The 17,413-nt window shown below is 42.6% G+C and carries 9 protein-coding genes and 1 pseudogene; 5 read left to right on the forward strand and 5 right to left on the reverse strand.

Annotation, left to right across the window (positions count from 1 at the left end):
• Nucleotides 1-25: 25 nt before the first annotated feature.
• Together ACM0OT_RS23255 and ACM0OT_RS23260 are read left to right on the forward strand one after the other, a co-directional pair.
• A complete protein-coding gene (locus ACM0OT_RS23255; protein ID WP_414566746.1) occupies nt 26-382 on the forward strand; it encodes a WecB/TagA/CpsF family glycosyltransferase in 357 nt (118 codons plus the stop codon).
• A gap of 167 nt (nt 383-549) precedes the next feature.
• Complete coding sequence (locus tag ACM0OT_RS23260; protein ID WP_414566747.1) at nt 550-1,329, forward strand: polysaccharide deacetylase family protein; 780 nt, start codon at nt 550-552, stop codon at nt 1,327-1,329.
• An 11-nt stretch (nt 1,330-1,340) separates the two neighbouring features.
• Here ACM0OT_RS23260 and ACM0OT_RS23265 read toward each other — a convergent pair.
• A pseudogene (locus ACM0OT_RS23265) lies at nt 1,341-5,233 on the reverse strand (ATP-binding protein).
• Nucleotides 5,234-5,411: 178 nt separating this feature from the next.
• Nucleotides 5,412-7,751, reverse strand: coding sequence for a glycoside hydrolase family 31 protein (locus ACM0OT_RS23270; protein WP_414566748.1), 2,340 nt, complete (start codon nt 7,749-7,751; stop codon nt 5,412-5,414).
• A gap of 452 nt (nt 7,752-8,203) precedes the next feature.
• On the opposite strand from ACM0OT_RS23270, the gene ACM0OT_RS23275 reads away from it, so the two are divergent.
• The 3 genes from ACM0OT_RS23275 (at nt 8,204) to ACM0OT_RS23285 (ending at nt 11,817) form a co-directional block, all read left to right on the forward strand.
• Nucleotides 8,204-9,742: an FAD-dependent oxidoreductase gene (locus ACM0OT_RS23275; RefSeq protein ID WP_414566749.1), complete on the forward strand. Its 1,539-nt coding sequence runs from the start codon at nt 8,204-8,206 to the stop codon at nt 9,740-9,742.
• A 55-nt stretch (nt 9,743-9,797) separates the two neighbouring features.
• A complete protein-coding gene (gene msrA / locus ACM0OT_RS23280; protein ID WP_414566750.1) occupies nt 9,798-10,256 on the forward strand; it encodes a peptide-methionine (S)-S-oxide reductase MsrA in 459 nt (152 codons plus the stop codon).
• A gap of 166 nt (nt 10,257-10,422) precedes the next feature.
• Complete coding sequence (locus ACM0OT_RS23285) at nt 10,423-11,817, forward strand: Rieske 2Fe-2S domain-containing protein (protein ID WP_414566751.1); 1,395 nt, start codon at nt 10,423-10,425, stop codon at nt 11,815-11,817.
• Nucleotides 11,818-11,968: 151 nt separating this feature from the next.
• Here ACM0OT_RS23285 and ACM0OT_RS23290 read toward each other — a convergent pair whose 3' ends face one another.
• The 3 genes from ACM0OT_RS23290 to ACM0OT_RS23300 form a co-directional block, all read right to left on the reverse strand.
• Complete coding sequence (locus ACM0OT_RS23290) at nt 11,969-13,174, reverse strand: bifunctional sterol desaturase/short chain dehydrogenase (RefSeq protein ID WP_414566752.1); 1,206 nt, start codon at nt 13,172-13,174, stop codon at nt 11,969-11,971.
• Nucleotides 13,175-13,326: 152 nt separating this feature from the next.
• The gene (locus ACM0OT_RS23295) at nt 13,327-13,932 is read right to left on the reverse strand and encodes a hypothetical protein (RefSeq protein ID WP_414566753.1); all 606 of its coding nucleotides are present in this window, start codon (nt 13,930-13,932) and stop codon (nt 13,327-13,329) included.
• A 191-nt stretch (nt 13,933-14,123) separates the two neighbouring features.
• A partial coding sequence (locus ACM0OT_RS23300) for a translocation/assembly module TamB domain-containing protein (RefSeq protein WP_414566754.1) occupies nt 14,124-17,413 on the reverse strand: 3,290 nt, incomplete at its 5' end.

Below are 17,413 nucleotides of genomic sequence, written 5' to 3' on the forward strand. Positions count from 1 at the left end.
GTGAATTTGAGATGCTCCCGCTATATTGCTTGCAATTAGCGGTGAGAGTTGTCACGATGGTTACTTAAAAGAGGAGGAAACTATCAAAGTAATCGCAGAAATAAACTCCTTACAACCTCACCTACTCTTAGTCGGGATGGGAAATCCTTTACAGGAATACTGGCTTGCCAAAAATAGAAACCAACTTAAAGTTCCTGTGTGTGTTGGTGTAGGAGGACTTTTCGATCATTGGGGTGGAAACCTAAAACGCGCCCCACTATGGGTTAGAAGACTAGGATTTGAGTGGCTGCAAATTTTACTTCAGCAACCAGGCAAAAAGTGGCAACGTTATCTTATTGGTAATCCAAAATTTCTTCTCCAAATGATTTTGTGTCGTGACTGAGAAAGACTTTGCACGAGTCGTTAACCTCTCAGGGCTAAAGCCGCTGAGTTTCCCACTTACCGGGTGTTTTTATGGCATCGAATTCAATTAACTCTTTTCGCTGGTATTTAAAAAAAACTGCACGATCCGGTATGTGTTTAGCAACGCTGCCATCAAAGCGATTACTTTTGAGTAACAAACAGTCTAATTATTCACTAGTACGTGTTCTCACTTATCATCGCTTTGGTGACATTAATCGTGACCCGTTTTGTGTGGGAATGAAGGATTTTCAAGCACAAATGGACTGGATTGCACGCCAGAATCTAGCTGTATCCCTGACCGATATAGAGAGTTTTTTAGCAGGCAAAAAAGACCTTCCCAGAAATGCAGTTCTCATTACTATCGATGATGGTTTTCGGAGTGTTTACCTGAATGCACTGCCGATTTTAAAGGAATATTCAATACCAGCAGTTGCTTTTATTACTACAAGCACTATTGATGGTGGCAACGCCCATAGTTACACTCAAAATAGTGAAACTACAGAACCTTATTTGACTTGGAAAGAGGTGGAAGCTCTTGCTGAAGCAGGTATTGACATTGGTTCTCATGCCATGACCCACCGTTCCCTGGGCAAAATTAGTCTGGATGAAGCCTCTCAAGAAGCTGTAATGTCACGTGAAAGTATAGAAAAAAACTTGGGGATTAACGTCACAGCTTTTGCATATCCCTTTGGTACATTTTGTGATTTTAACGATTCGACAAACCTGATTCTTCACCAAAGTGGTTATAAGTTGGGTTTTACTTCCCAACACGGTGCTGTTGTACCAAAAATTGACCCCCTAACTTTGCCGCGGATTAAGGTTGAAGGAGGAGAACCAATGTGGATGTTTCGTCTGCTTGTTTCTGGTGGGTTAGACGAATGGCGATTGATAGATAGAATGCTATGGCGTTTGCAACAAAGTCCATAGTTTTCCCTATCTTATGTCCGTCCCACCAGGCTAGCAACGACTGTAGCTAATTCAGCAGGCTCAATAGGTTTAGGTAAATGAAGCTGAAAACCTTCTTGTATAGCCCGCATTCGGTCTTCGGCTCTGGCGTAGGCTGTGATTGCGGCTGCGGGGATTCTACCACCTTTTTCTGGTGGCTGCGATCGCAGTTTACGAATTAAAGAATAACCATCTTCTTCTGGCATTCCGATGTCGCTCACTAAAACATCTGGTAGCCATTGGGAAATTACCTGTAATGCTTCTGGAACTGATCCTACCGCTTGCACTTGGGCTTGGCACTGTTGCAAGACGGTGGTAATAAATTCACGAGTGTCAATTTCGTCATCTACAACCAACACCCGCACGCCTAAAAGGGAGGGGCCTGGGGATAAGGAAACAACATCTACTTCTTGGCTACTTGTGGACTCAGAAATGGCGGTGCCGCTGGGGATTAAAAGTGGTAAATTGACTGCAAATGTCGTGCCTTGTTCTTTGCCTTGGCTATCCACATGAACAGTGCCACCATGCAATTCTACTAAGTGACGGACAATTGCCAACCCTAATCCTAAGCCGCCATAAGACCTAGTGCTAGAACTATCAGCTTGACGAAAGCGATCAAATACATAAGGCAGAAATTCAGGACTGATACCGATACCTGTGTCAATCACTTGAATTTGAGCATAGCTAGTCATTGATGGTGGTTGATTGAGATGACTTGCTAGCCTTTGACCATTACCGATACTTTGAGAAAGCCTAATTTCTACTTTACCGCCGCTGGGTGTGAATTTTATGGCATTGGATAGGAGATTCCAGATAACCTGTTGCAACCGCTCATTATCGCCGGAAACTAAGAATTGAGAATTATGCTGCTGTGTGAGGGACAATTGTAAATCGATTTCTTTGGCTTGGGCAGCTAATTTGACTGTTTCTATGGCTGATTCTATGAGGGGAACTAAATCACAAGTACGCACATTGAGATTGAGTTTACCTCTAATCATGCGTGAAATATCTAGCAGGTCTTCTATTAACTGAGTTTGGGATCTGGCGTTGCGTTCGATAGTCTCCATGGCCTTAGCTGTTTGAGTCTCGCTCAGTTTGCGGGTACGCAGCAGTTGGGCCCAGCCGAGAATAGCATTGAGAGGCGATCGCAATTCGTGGGACAATATAGCTAAGAATTCGTCTTTCATGCGGTTGGCTTCTTGCAACTGCTCTGTTTGTTGCTGTAAAGAAGCAATTAAGCTAGCCCGTTCCATGGCGATAGCTATTTGGTCGCACACTGCTTGCATCATGCCTTTTTGATTTTCAGTGAAGCGAGAGCAACTACGACTACCAAAGGAAAGAGTCCCTAAAAGTTTTTCTTGAGCTATTAATGGGTAACAGTAATAAGCTGTAATTCCTAAATTGCGAATTAATTCTGTTTTGGGGTCAGTTGATTGCTGGACATTTTCGACAGATATCTGACGAAGTTCTTGAGCCACAGTACCGCATACTGCCTGTCCCAACTCCAGCCATTCATATGTTTTTGCTATTTCCTCAGAAAATCCTGTAAAGGATGCTAGCCGCATCACCTGGGAGTTATCTTCCACTAAATAATTAAAGTACACATCCAAACCAATTTGCTCGGCAAGTTTACGGTAGCAATTATCGATGATTGCCATTGGCTGCTGACTAGATAGCAAGTTATTGGCTGTATTAAATAGTAACTGTAGCCTTTGGTAGCCTAATGATAGTGCTTTTTCAATTTCCTTGAGATTGGTGATGTCTTGGAACGCCAAGATACAGGTAGCCGGGTGACCATGCATTGCTGGTAGGGTATCAGCAAATATCAGTAGAGAGCGCACATACCCATTTGTGTGCCAGTCTATTTCTACCCCGTTTAAACGTTCTCCTCTCGCCACCCGTACCCCAGGCATTTGGTCATTGGAGAGGCGATCGCCTGTTGCATCTGTGCAATAGTAGACACTGTGATATTCTGCGGCTGGTGTACCTTTGGGAAATTCGCCTCCAGCTAATTCATTTGCCGCTCGATTAGCAAAGGTTACGCGCGCTGTAACTGGTTCCACAAATAATAATGGCAAAGGCATCATGTTCAGCACATCTTCTAGCCATTTTTGCTGATTTTGTAGTGTTTCCTCTACTTGCTTTTGCTCTGTGATATCTATAAATGCGCCAACGCTACCTCTACTATTACCTTCTTCATCAAACAGCGGGGCGACGTGTTCTAGCAGCTTCACAACTTTGCCATTATCATGAACAACATCAACTTCAAAATTTAGAACTTCTACACCATGCGTAGCCGAGAACTGCATGGGTAGTTCTTCTGGTGATAGTTCTCTGCCTTCACGGTAAACTTTAAATGTCGTTGGTTTTTCCTCAAGAGGCGCACTCAGGGAAGCATTACTATCTGATGGTATGCCTAAAATCTCGGCAAAGTAGGGATTTACTCGAATGTTACGGCACTGAGGATCTTCAGCAATCCCGATGCCAATAGGAATAACTTGAAATAAAGTTTGTAATTCGGTGATGCGCCGCTGTAAATCCTTGTTAAGTTGGACTATTTTTTCTCTAGCTTGTTTACGTTCGCTCAAGTCTAGAATAAATGCTACTGATTCTTCTCGGTTTTCACCTAGCAACACATAACCCAATAAAACCGGGATACGCCTACCATCTTTATGAATGTATTCTTTTTCGTAAGGTGTACAAGCACCGTTAGAATTTGCCTTCGCTTCTACAATACTCTGCTCATCTAAATAGAAAAACTCTGGTAAGGTAATATCTCTCCAATTGAGCTTACCTGCTAAAAGCTCATCCTGGGTGTAACCAACCATCCGCAGAAATGCTTCATTAGCCTGGTAGATACCGCCATACACATCGGCAAACATAATCCCAATGACATTGGCATCTACAAAACTTCTCAGTTTTTCTTCATAAGCTCTGAGTTTTTTTGAGCCTCATCCTGTTGGCGACACAGGCGTTCAATTACCGCTGAACTGTGCCAGACAAAAATAGCAAAAATCGTAATTAGGAAAATAGCAAATAACGATATGGCAAAAGCCGAACCGTATTGTCCGGCAATTTGACCTTGGAGGATTAACCAACCCAAAACTAATGGTATGGAAATCGTGGCTATCAATAAACGCCGGGCAATTAAGCCCCCGTAGGTATCACTAATAACAACACGCATAAATCCTTTATCCGGTCGCACCCATAAAATGCCTACACAAAGCACGATGAAGCCCACAGCCGTAGTTAACGCCATTGCTGTGGTTTGAGAGGCAATGCGGGAGAAGAGTTGTACCTTGTAGGCATAGCCGATGAGTACCTGTAAGGAAATCAAAGCGGCTATCAAAGTTAGAATTTGGGCATACCAATAACTCCGATAAGTTTTAGGATACGCCAGCAGTTCTAAAGCTCTGCCCACTAACATAAAGTTTAATGCCGTATTAAATCCCATGCGCCCTGGATGAGATGTAAATAAAGCATTCGGTTCATCTGGAAATAGCAACTCATCAATGCCGAAATTCCAGCCAAACAGATATTGCATGAGTGTGAGCAAACCAATTAAAGTAACTGCGATCGCACAAACTCTAGAAAAGCGCAAGTCAGCAACATAAGTATTGTGGAAATTCTCAGTGTCTGACTCTTTAAATATTTTGGTTTGTCCTTTTTGCGTTAACCACAGTGACAAACCAGCCAATAAAAAACACAAGGCTGTGTTGGCTTTCATTGTCACTAAATTAGTAAAGCCAGCTTGTTTAATAAATTGGATGTCGAAAAACCAGCCAAACAGTACTACAATACCGACCAAAATAACGATCGCACTTGCAACTTGCGCTACTAGTGACCTATCTAAATTGTGCCGTCGCAAGCGGTTGACGTTTAACATTGAGGCTCTACCACCAAACTGTCTAGCGTAATAATACTTAGGGTATTCCTAGAGGTTAAAATTCATATTATTGGCATTTTAAACTATTGGCTATAAGTAAAATTTTTCTCTACCTATATGCATATTTTTTTATAGCAAAGTCTACATTAGAGAACTATTGCAGCAAAATCATCTATCTTTAAACATAATTTCCCAATTTGAGGCTAATTTCTCCACCATCATCTGGTAATTGTTGCTCATCGACACCTACCAGTTCTACTATCAGTTGACGCGGTGGCGGTGTCCATAAGCCTTGTCGTGAGCTAATTTCCACAGTTGTTTGCTGATTTTCTGTTAATACCGTAATATTTCTTAGGGAAAAATTTTGCTCCTGATATTCCCATGAATGTCCATCATCTTCAAACCAAGTATAACTACCATTACCAGGCCAAACTTTTAACCGGATATGCTCAACTGGAAGTTCATCCACATATTGCATCACAGGTTGCATAGGAATGATGGCACCGCTACGCACATAAAGGGGCATTTTTTCTAATGGTGCATGAGCCAGGATATGGGTTGGCCCTTGGTAACGCTCCCCAGTCCACCAGTCATACCAAATGCCTGCGGGCAAGTAGACAGCACGATGTTCAACACCAGGACGGTAAACAGGTGCAGCCATCAATGATGCACCCAGGAATACTTGATCGTAGAGGGTATAAGTTTGGCGATCGCTAGGAAAATGATATAATAATGGTCTTAAAATGGGTGCCCCTGTTGTTGCTGCTTCCCAAAACAGATTGTAGATGTATGGTAATAATTGGTAACGCAGATTAATATAATCTTGACAGATTTTTTCCACGCGATCGCCAAATACCCAAGGTTCATGACGAGCCGTAGACAAAGCCGAATGGCCCCGCATTAATGGGTAAAGCATTCCTATCTGCATCCAACGAGCAAATAATTCTGGTGTGGCGTTACCTGCAAACCCGCCAATATCGCAACCCACAAAACCTACACCTGAAAGTCCCATATTGCAAAGCATAGGTAAGGAGATTTCTAAATGCTCCCACAATGAATGGTTATCTCCCATCCACACAGCCGACCAACGTTGCACACCAGCATAACCCGATCGCGTCAACACAAATGATCGTTCTGAAGCACGATGGCGTTTTAATCCTGCGTAACACGATTTAGCCATCATCAAACCATACAAATTATGCACTTCTGCGTGATTGGTATTCTTACCTTGGGGTGCATCTAAGGGAAACCAAATTTTTTCCCCACCATCCCCAAACGGACGGTTATCTATAGCAGGTTCGTTCATATCATTCCAAATACCCGCTACACCCATATCTGTTAAGCTTTTGTGTAAATCACCCCACCATTGACTCACATCATCCCGCAAAAAGTCAGGAAACACAGCTTTATCTGGCCAAACATAGCCGTGAAACAAGACACCATCAACTTTACGTACAAAACAATCGTGTTCAATACCTTGATCAAAAACGTGATAATTGGCTTCTGGTTCATACTTCACACCAGGGTCAATAATAGTAACAGTTTTAAAACCATCTGCTGCTAAGTCACCAATTAATTTTTCTGGATGAGAAAAGCGCTTGGGACTCCAGGTAAAGACTCGATAACCGTGCATATAGTCAATATCCAGGTGGATCACATCACAGGGAATACGACGTTGGCGAAATTCTCGCGCTAGTTCCCGCACTACAGTTTCCGAATCATAACTCCAGCGACATTGATGATAACCCAGGGCCCATTTTGGCGGTAACGGCATTCTTCCTGTTAACTGAGTGTATGTCTGCAAAATTTGAGCAGGTTCAGGGCCGTAAATAATGTAATAATCCAACTCACCACCATGAGTTTCCATCTTCCACACATCTGGTTGTTCCACACCAATATCGAACTGACTCCAGAAAGTAGAATTGCAAAACACACCATAACCCACCTCTGGACGCAAAGCCATAAAAAAGGGAATCGCCTGGTACATTTCATTGGTCAAAGCATCATAATCTAAGGCGTCAACTGTCCAGTTAGTTTTTACCTCACTGCGTTTATCCAAAAAACCTGTGCGTTCACCAAAACCATAAAAATGTTCATCCGGTGCGATGTTCTTCCAACCCGCAATTGCACCCATGCGCCAACCCATACCCGTTTCTGCATCTTCGGCGAAGGGACGATTAGCTTTATCAAAACAGGTAATACGACACCCTTGTAATTCGACAGATATACGCATTTGGTCTGTAATAATTTCTACTTTTGTGTCGCTTGGCCTCACCTCAAAAGGTGTTGTGGGCCAGTCTGCATCATCCAATGTTACAGCCCAATCACGACGGGGAATAAATTCTCCAGTTGGTGCTAAACGCACGCGAATTAAATTAGCTGCAAGTACGCTGATAGTAAGACGTAAATCTCCATCGGCAAAATTAATAGTTTGATTACTTTGATTGATAAATTCTACAGTACCAATATTTGTCCAAGGTTGTTTATTGACTGGCAGTTGACCAAAATATTGCGGCATATATACTCCAAGGGGCTAGAGACTAGAATTTTTTGAATATAAAATAAAAAAGATAGATGTGTAAATTAAATACACACACTTATTGATATGCATTTATTTTTTCTAATTAATTCTTATTCAATATTAAAAACACAATATATATGTTTGCAGCAAATTATCAATTCAATCTAAAGCCTTGATATCTTTTTAGATATTTCTCTTTAATTTAATCAGAAAACCTGATTTTTTAACTATTTTTACCAAAAATAACCGAGAATAAAATCCTCATTAAAGTAGATATATAAGTTATATCGTTATATAGATTTTTTTACTAAAAAGACAAGCTTACAATCAGATGGCAATCATTATTCAAGCAAATATTTTCCATCATCCCTCAGGAACTGCATACCCCAAAATAATTAATTTTTAATTGTCCAAAACCGCTAGCCCCTAGTTACATAGTCTACAAAAACATGAAAAACGATTCTGGGAAAACAATTTCTATTTGGATGACGACGGCAGAAGTGCCAGACCAACCTGTACTTGCAGAAAACCTTCATGCAGATGTCTGTGTTGTCGGTGCAGGTATAGCGGGGATGACTACCGCTTATATGTTAAGCCGCGAAGGTAAATCAGTAGTAGTGCTAGATGATGGGCCCATTGGTGGTGGGCAAACTTCACGGACAACAGCACACCTATCGCATGTGTTATCTCATTACTACTATGAACTAGAAGAAATTCACGGTAAAGACCTAACAAGACAAATTGCCGAAAGTCATACAAAAGCTATCGATACTATACAGGCGATCGCCTCACGGGAAAATATAGACTGTGACTTTGAGCGTCTTGATGGTTATCTGTTTCCACCAGACACGGAATCTCTAGATGAACTGCAAAAAGAATTAGCCGCAGCCCATCGTGCTGGACTTACAGATGTAGAACTTGTGAACAAAGCACCCATAGATGGCTTTAACACAGGCTCATGTCTGCATTTTCCCCACCAAGGACAATTCGATCCTCTGAAGTACCTTACTGGACTAGCCGCAGCAATTCAAGGTTATGGTGGCAAAATTTATACAGGAACCCACGTCCAAAAAATCACAGGTGGTCAACCTACACGTGTAGAAACCAGTAATGGTCAAGTTGTCACAGCTGATGCTGTGGTAGTAGCCACTAATTCCCCCATTAGTAACTTAGCTACTATGCACTTTAAGCAAGCTGCATATATCACCTTTGTCATTGGTGCAAAAATACCTCGTGGTTCTCTGACCAAGGCTTTGTATTGGGATACCCTTGACCCTTACCATTACGTGCGCCTCCAACATTTGGATGAGGAACATGATCTTTTGATTGTCGGTGGCGAAGACCACAAAACTGGACAAGCGAATGATGCTGATAGCCGGTATAATCGACTGGAAGTATGGACGCGAGAACGCTTTTCTCAAGTAGGAGAAATTGAGTTTCGTTGGTCAGGTCAGGTAATGAATGCTGATGACGGCATTGCTTACATTGGCAAAAATCCCTTTGATGAAGATAATATCTACATTGCCACAGGTGACACAGGTTTGGGCATGACCCACGGTACCATCGCCGGAATACTCCTAAATGACATGATTTTGGGACGCAAAAATACTTGGGCGGAAGTCTATGATCCTTCACGGGCAAGACTTAGCGCCACAGGTGATTTTATCTCCGAAAATATTAACGTTGCTACCCAGTATTTAGATTGGGTAACACCAGGAGAAGTTGATTCTGTAGATAAAGTTTCCCCCGGTACAGGTGCAGTAGTGCGTCAAGGTTTGACAAAAGTTGCCGCCTATCGCGATGAAAACGGTACTTTACATGAGCATTCCGCAGTCTGTCCCCACTTAAAATGTATCGTTGCCTGGAATTCTTCAGAAGCAACTTGGGATTGTCCTTGTCACGGTTCACGGTTTGATGCCCAAGGTAAAGTCATTAACGGCCCAGCTATTGATGGTCTTGCACCTGTACATAGCAAGTCAACGGTATAGTTTCCATTCAGCCAGCACGTTAGGATTTTTACAGAGTTAAAAATTGTCAACCATTATGGAAAAAGCGACATTTGGTGCTGGCTGTTTTTGGGGAGTAGAGGCAGCTTTTCGCAAACTTGAGGGAGTATACTCGACCTCTGTTGGCTATATGGGTGGGCATTTTCCCAATCCTTGCTATTTGGATGTACTATCGAGAATTACTGGTCATGCGGAAGTAGTGCAGGTAGAGTATGACCCCAAAATTGTCAGTTATGATGATTTATTGGCGGTATTTTGGGATATTCATGACCCGACAACGTTAAACCGTCAAGGGCCAGATAAAGGAGAACAATATCGGTCTGTGATTTTTTATCACGACGCGCAGCAAAAGCAACTGGCGCAGCAGTCAAAAGCAAAACTTCAGATGTCTGGTAGATTTGATCAAGATATTGTCACAGAAATTAAGCCTGCAAGTGAATATTATTTAGCCACAGAAGAACATCAGCAATATTTTGAGAAGAAAGAAAGAGGTTGATAGTGGTTTTTTGGTGTTGTTGATTGAGAAGAGGTTTTTTCGGGCTTACGCCCCGCTGCGCTAACACGCAGAGTCGCAGAGGCGCAAAGATTAGTTGGGAAGGAGTGTGAGGAGAAGGAATTTGTGCAATGGTATAACTTGTGATTAAGATTTGTAACGTGAGATCATGTTGGACTTAGAGCCTACTGTAGAACATAGTTTGGAAGAAGAAATATTGCCTGGTGGTAGTGATCCAAATTGCTTTGATTGGCAAGAAGCATGGTACCCTGTCCACTACCTGGAAGATTTAAATAAATCAAAACCCACCCCGTTTACGTTATTGGGTAAAGATATTGTCATTTGGTGGGATAACCAAACCCAATCCTGGAAAGCTTTTATTGATGAATGTCCCCATCGTTTAGCACCGCTTTCAGAAGGTAGAATTAGCGAAGATGGTTTATTAGAGTGTCCTTATCACGGTTGGGCTTTCTCTGGTGATGGTCATTGTCAACGTATTCCCCAACAAGCAGCAGGCGGAACAGCAGAAACTTCTCAACGTGCTTGTGCCATATCTTTACCGACTACAGAACGCCAGGAATTATTGTTTGTTTTCGCAGGTAAGCCAGAAAACGCCACAAATACCAAAATTCCTGTAATTGAGCCATTAGCAGAATCACCAGATGGATGGGTAATAATTAATACATTTAGAGATATTCCTTACGATGCTTTAACACTACTAGAAAATATTCTAGACCCCAGTCATGTAGCCTTCACCCATCACAAAACAGTAGGTAACAGAAAAAATGCCACACATTTAGAACTGGAAGTCATTGAATCGGGAAAACAAGGATTCTATGGCATTTGGCAGCAAGGATTACGACCCAATCACACAGGAAAACTATCCACAACCTTTGTTGCTCCATCTTTAATGTGGCATGATATCAACTCTGAAAGAGGTAGAATTTTAACTGTTGTTTATGCTACACCCATCCGAAAAGGAGAATGTCGTTTATTTGCGCGTTTTCCCTTTAAGTTTCCCAGTAAACTACCAAGTTTATTTATTAAGCTAAGACCACGTTGGTATTACCACATCGGACAAAATGGTGTTTTAGAAGACGACCAAATTTTCCTCCACTATCAAGAACGTTATTTAGCTGCCAAGGGAGGTAGTCCTAATTTTGCTAAGGCATTTTATTTAGCAACGAAAGCTGATAGTTTTGTTGTGGCATTACGCCAATGGGTAAATAAATATAACGCCGAACCCTTTCCCAACGAAAGTTTCTCAGCACCACTACCAAAAGCAGATTTACTAGAAAGGTATCATTCACATACAGTCAAGTGTGCCAGTTGTAGCGGTGCGCTGGCGAACATTCAACGCCTGAGATTTTGGTGTGGAATCATAGCAGTAATCAGTTTCGCAAGTATTCCACTTCTGGGGTTGTATTTTCACACCACATCAGTTTTAGCGGCTGTCCTGGAGACTGTCACACCTTTAACCTTTGGTACAGCATGGTTAGGACTAAGTAAACTTCAGAAGCAGTTCTACGAAGGAATACGTATCCCGCCACGTAATTTACCCTAGTGAGGGATTAGGGGAGATGTAGACGCGTTTGCGGTGAACCAGCACTATCTTGGGGGTTTCTCCCATTAGCGACTGGTGAAACCGTAGGGCTTCCCGCAGGGTGGAAGTATTGTCCCCTTATCCCCTTGCTGTTCCTAGATAAGCAATACGATTATTTGCTAAAAATTCGATAGTACAACCACGTAGTAGCTTCCTTCAAAGGAAAAAGCACATAAGTCAGAGGATTGATAGTCACAACAATATTACGGTAGTCTCGTCGTGCCCAAAACAAGATTCCACGGGCGACTTGTTGTGCTGACATCACCCCATAAGGATTTAGTTGACTTTTAAATGGCCCCAGAATTAACTTACGAATTACACAATCACCATCCAACCGCTTCAGAGTGACAATATTTCCTAATGTCCGTTTACTAAGTTCATAAAGTGGACTTAACGCCGGAGAAACCTCGGCCTCAGAAGTATTCACCCAAATTTCCTTAGTCGCCTTGGCTTGTGGGCCTGTCACCGTAGTCAAAAATATATCCATTAACCGTAACGCCGAGAAAGTATTGACCTCATAAGAGGAACTAATTGCCTGCGGTGTGCGGCTATTGTAGACATTAACTCCGTGGTTGATAATCAAAATATCGACTTTTTCTAAACTCTGTTTGAGTTCAGCTTCATTACCTAACTGCCAAGCAAGCACTTTTAAATCAGTGTGCGTCGCTAATTTTTCTGGGTTAGTAGTTAAGGCTACCACCTTAGCATTGTGTTTTAAGAGTTCCGCTGCCAAAGCTTGCCCCAAAGCGCCTGAGGCTCCAGTTAAAGCCACAGTTTTACCCTTAAGAGATAATGCCGTACCCAGTATTTTATCCACTAGAGGAAAGACACCACTATAGTACGCATTGACATCATCAAAATGATGGCGCCAATGGTAAGTTCGATTCACCCACCAAACGGAGGGAATTATTTGTAAAGGGCCGGGTAAGTGGTTGTAGTCTGTGTCAATTTTTCCTTGGGAATATCGCACAGAAGCACCAAACAAAAAACTACAGCCATAGGCTACTCCCAGCCATAACCCTATTTGCTGTACTAATAAGGCAATTACCGCCAAAACCACTACCAGTAGGCTCGACTCAAAAATGTCGTGATACAGTTGAGACTCTTGGTACGCTTGCAGGGAGATAATTGATAAATCCCGACGGTACACTGCATGGTGCTTGTTATGCCATTTTGCCAGCCACTTGACCTGATGACACAACACATGATAACTATCTCTTAATATCTCAGCCAGCAAAATAGAAAAGACTCCCCAACCAGCAAACTGTAAACAGGCATTTACTAAAACCCAATTAAAGGGAGCTAACGTCTGCATCATGTTTTCCTACACACCACTTGTCTTAATTTTTCTTTATATTCTCACCAGGATAGATGAAGGTGGAGTTACAGAGCAAACTAAAACTGCTGGAAGAGGATGCTTTTATGGGCAAAAACATCACATTTTGCTCGATAAGCTGGCTCAGGCGACTTTTAATATTCCAGAGAAGGAGTACTTTTTTGGGAACGAGTGACTTTGTTTTTTAGCAAAAAGACACCACTGCTGGCAAGCAACAATGCACCCAAAGTGTGAGATTCGGGAACTCGTTGAGAGACAGGTTGAGAAGTAGCGCTTTCTACCAACCGTCCTGAGGTAAAACCAATAGTACCAGGTGGCAGAGTGTTAATAAAAGCTCCACCATCACTTGTGCCAGTACCATCAAAATTACCTGGAAATGACAAAAATAATTCGTTTAAACCAGATACAAATCTCAGTTGAGACAATGTGTCCTGGGGAGCAATAAAGGCGCTGCTAGATTCTATTGAGTTGTTAAAGTTAAATACTACGTCTCCCGATGCATCCCGCAAATTGATATCCCAGCTAGTTAAGTTCGTTTGGCTATCCACAGGTAGGCCGCTGACTGAGTAAGTCCCATCAAATGTTGCCAAACTCTCTAAAAATGGTGAGCTACTCTCCAAAATCCCATTAAAATTCCCTGATAGAAAAAAATCAGCCGCCAGACTAGGTTTAGCACCAACAGTAGCAACAAACATCGCCAAACCACTGGTGGCGATCGCTAATTTTTGCATGAGTTTCATGATCAAAAAATTGCACCTCAATAGTTATTTATCACAGCGGTAGCGATGCCCAAATCAACAGTGATAGTCATATAAAAGTATTTTTAAATACTCATATACTGCGATTTGGTGTCTTGAAGATTAAAAAAACTATTGGCTAGTGTATATTTCTTTGCTTGATAATGCAAGACTACTATTGAAGCAAAGTAGATTTAAAAACGTCTTTGAAACTCCACTACTGCACGACTGTCATCATCCAAATTAGTAGAAGCCCGCAAACGAATTTCGTCGTTAATTCGGTAATTAACACCCCACTGAAATGGGTCATTTGCCGTCAAAATTTTGATACTAGACAAGGAAATTTGGGGAGAAACGTCAATACCTGCCTCTGCTGCTAATTCCAAGCTAGAACTGACTCGGCCTGCTTCTGGATTATTAGAAACGATAGTAGGAAATACACGCAGTTCACTTAAACCAACGGCACTGCCAATTTCGTTAAACGCCGCCTGAAAGTTGCTAAATACTGCTGAACCGGCGATGTTAATCAACCCCAAAGTGCTATCACCACCTCCTTGGCCATCAACTATACCTCCACCCAATAAAGCGACAATTTGGGTTTCCGAGCGTCCTGGACTGCTGGTGAGTTCCAGATTTTCATTAAGTTGGCTGGCAAGACCTTGGACATTAGCTTCTATTTGCACACTTTCTAAAGCTGCTAAACCAGCAGTGTTGGTGCGGGCGAAGTCACTACTTTGAACAACATCGAGTACCCTAGCAGTGAGTCGAACATCCAAGTCAGGATCACGGGGTTGATTGGCTCTAAAGGTGGCAGTATGTTTGTACCCACGCGCTAAGTTAAACTGGGTGGTAAATAAATTAACACCGCCTTTCTCCAGTCTAATGATACCATCGGGTACAGGTTCAGCAAAGGAACCATTAATGGTAAGGTTACCTGTAGTGCGGAAGCTAAGAATAGGTGGGCGGTTAACTTCGACGTTTTGACCTATCTCTAGATCTAAATTATTAAACCTGGGCGTTCCATTACCCGTATCAGGTTGAATTTGTTTATTAGCGCTGGTGATTGGCAAACTACTGTTATTAGTCGTAGGCGTTGGATCTACAGTATCTGCTAGTAAAACCTGGCCATCGAATAAATTGACTTTACCGCCAATTGCTGGATTAAGGGCAGAGCCGGTAATCTGTAAATTGCCACTAGCGCCACCTTGGTACAAGCCTTTAAGATTTAAAGCTATCTCATCAACATTTACTGTCAAAGGATTTTCTACATTAGCTTGTCCGTTAGTAAAAATCGGAAGTTCTCCCGATGCTACTACATTACCTCGGCTAAACCTGCCCTCCAGATTCTCTACTAAGATGCGGTCAAAATCAAACAGCACTTTGCCACTAACACGTCTCACCTTACCTGGCAAAGCCTGGGCCGCAAAAGTAGCATTATTCACAGTAGCAATACCGTTGACTAGTGGTCTGCGGAATGTACCACGTACTGTAATATCTATATCTCCTTCACCTCTTTCAAAAGCCACTTGATTGGTCAACAAATTCAATATTGCCAAGCCCTCATTTTGCACCTTGACATCCAACTCGATTTGATCGCTATCTGGTGCCACCGAAGCAAAGGGTAACTGGTAAGGGATACTACCAGTAATATTTACTGGTTCTGTTTCCACCACTGAGACAGTACTGCCAAAATTCAAGCGTCCGTTAGCATAACTGAAACTAGCTGTAGCTGATTCTACAGGTTGCTGATTTAATCTGCCTTGGGTAATTTGCCACTCGCCTATGCTTTGAGGGTTAGCAATACTCCCTGATAAGGCAGCTGTACCATTGAGATTACCGGAGATATCAACTGGTAAATTCACAAAATTATTCAGTAAATCTATGGGGAAATTAGTGACTTGCAACTGACCAGATTGATCATCCCCACCAATATTACCTGCGAAGGCCAGAAGTCTATTTTCTGACTCAATCCGTAATGGTCGTAACCGCAAAACGCCATTTTCAAACCTGCCTTGGGCAACTATATTTTCAGCAGTGTAAAAACGATTTGTGTCTTCTTGGCGACCCCAGGCAAAGTTTTGACCATTTAAATTAAATTGCACTAAGAGTCCGTTAGCTGCGGCGGTATCTACAGCAACTTCCCCGCTGAAAGTACCTTGCAAATCTGCTAGATCTGGGATGGGATTAGACTCTTGCCGTTCTTGTTCTTGGACTGCGATCAGTGCGTCGATTTCATAGAAACGCTTGAGTTGGGTTAATAAAGGTTGATCAGGTAATCCCCTGGGGTTGGTGGTTAAATCGGCTGCGGTACCGTAGGTTGGTTCTGCTGTACCACGTTGAAAATCTTGTAATTCAAATATCTGCGCTACTGTCAGCACATCTTGAATATTACCCTGGCTGATATTGAGATTACCTTGTAATTGCGGCCCTTGGGGAGTTTGACCAACATTGCCAGCAAAAGCATAACGACTGTCACCCCTAACAAATTCGCTACTGGTAAGTGTGGCTTGACCATCATTGTAGCGGAACTGAGCAGCTAGGCGATCGCCACTCAAACGACCAATTTCGGGGGAGGCGATCGCTAGATTTCCACTGGCGGCTAATGTCTGCTGATTCACTTGCACATCTCCGGTTAATAACCCCGCTACCCTACCTGCACCGAGACGCAATTGCGGTGGTGGTGTCAAATTCAAGATTTGTAAGGGGAAGTTGGCTACTGTCAGCGCTAAATCATTACCTTGGGCTTGGCCTGTAGCTGAAGCATCTTGCCACTGCACTGCAAAGGATTGGGGACGATTTTGGGCATCTAAGTTGACGGCAATGCGATCGCGATTACCTGTCAAATCTAAATTGAACCCTTGACCTTGTGCTGATTGGATATTACCAGTGAGCAACGGCTCAAAAGCAATATCTTGGACAACAAAGTTACGTAAACCGATTTGCCCTGTGACATTGGGTAAAGGTAGATTACCAGTAACTTGACCATTAAAATCTATACTTCCAGCTACAGCCACCTGATTGGGGAGATTAATCGGTAACTGTTGCAGATTGAAGTTTTGTGCTTGGACGTTGAGATTTAATTGCGTAATTTCCGGGATGCCAGCCACCTTAGCATTGGCTAATATGTCACCACTAACATTTAAACCTGGGGCTGTTGCTTGTTCAATCGCTAGCTTTTCCCCAGTCCATGCCAGTGTTGCATTTAAAGGTCGTTCCAGACCAGGAATACCTTGGGATAACTGTACTTGTCCAGCCGCACGGACATCGGCTAATCTTGCCGATCCCAAAATACCAGCCACCTGGACATGACCGCCCAATTGACCGCGTAACTGCTCATTGAAACGATTTAATTCCACACCCGCAGCATCAACTACTGCTTGATAGCGTCCATTAGCCAATTGGATGTTAGAAGCGCTAATTGTTCCCCCGCCCACATTTACCCGTGCTTGACCACTAGCTTGGATAGCGTCAGGACTGAATGATT

It is taken from the genome of Anabaena sp. CCY 9613 (genome assembly GCF_963920895.1).
Classification (GTDB): domain Bacteria; phylum Cyanobacteriota; class Cyanobacteriia; order Cyanobacteriales; family Nostocaceae; genus Cyanocohniella.

Excerpts from the sequence above, each read along its gene's own strand:
- ACM0OT_RS23270 (WP_414566748.1), bottom strand. The coding sequence starts at position 7,751 with ATGCCGCAATATTTTGGTCAACTGCCAGTCAATAAACAACCTTGGACA.
- ACM0OT_RS23275 (WP_414566749.1), top strand. The coding sequence starts at position 8,204 with ATGAAAAACGATTCTGGGAAAACAATTTCTATTTGGATGACGACGGCA.
- msrA (WP_414566750.1), top strand. The coding sequence starts at position 9,798 with ATGGAAAAAGCGACATTTGGTGCTGGCTGTTTTTGGGGAGTAGAGGCA.
- ACM0OT_RS23285 (WP_414566751.1), top strand. The coding sequence starts at position 10,423 with ATGTTGGACTTAGAGCCTACTGTAGAACATAGTTTGGAAGAAGAAATA.
- ACM0OT_RS23290 (WP_414566752.1), bottom strand. The coding sequence starts at position 13,174 with ATGATGCAGACGTTAGCTCCCTTTAATTGGGTTTTAGTAAATGCCTGT.
- ACM0OT_RS23295 (WP_414566753.1), bottom strand. The coding sequence starts at position 13,932 with ATGAAACTCATGCAAAAATTAGCGATCGCCACCAGTGGTTTGGCGATG.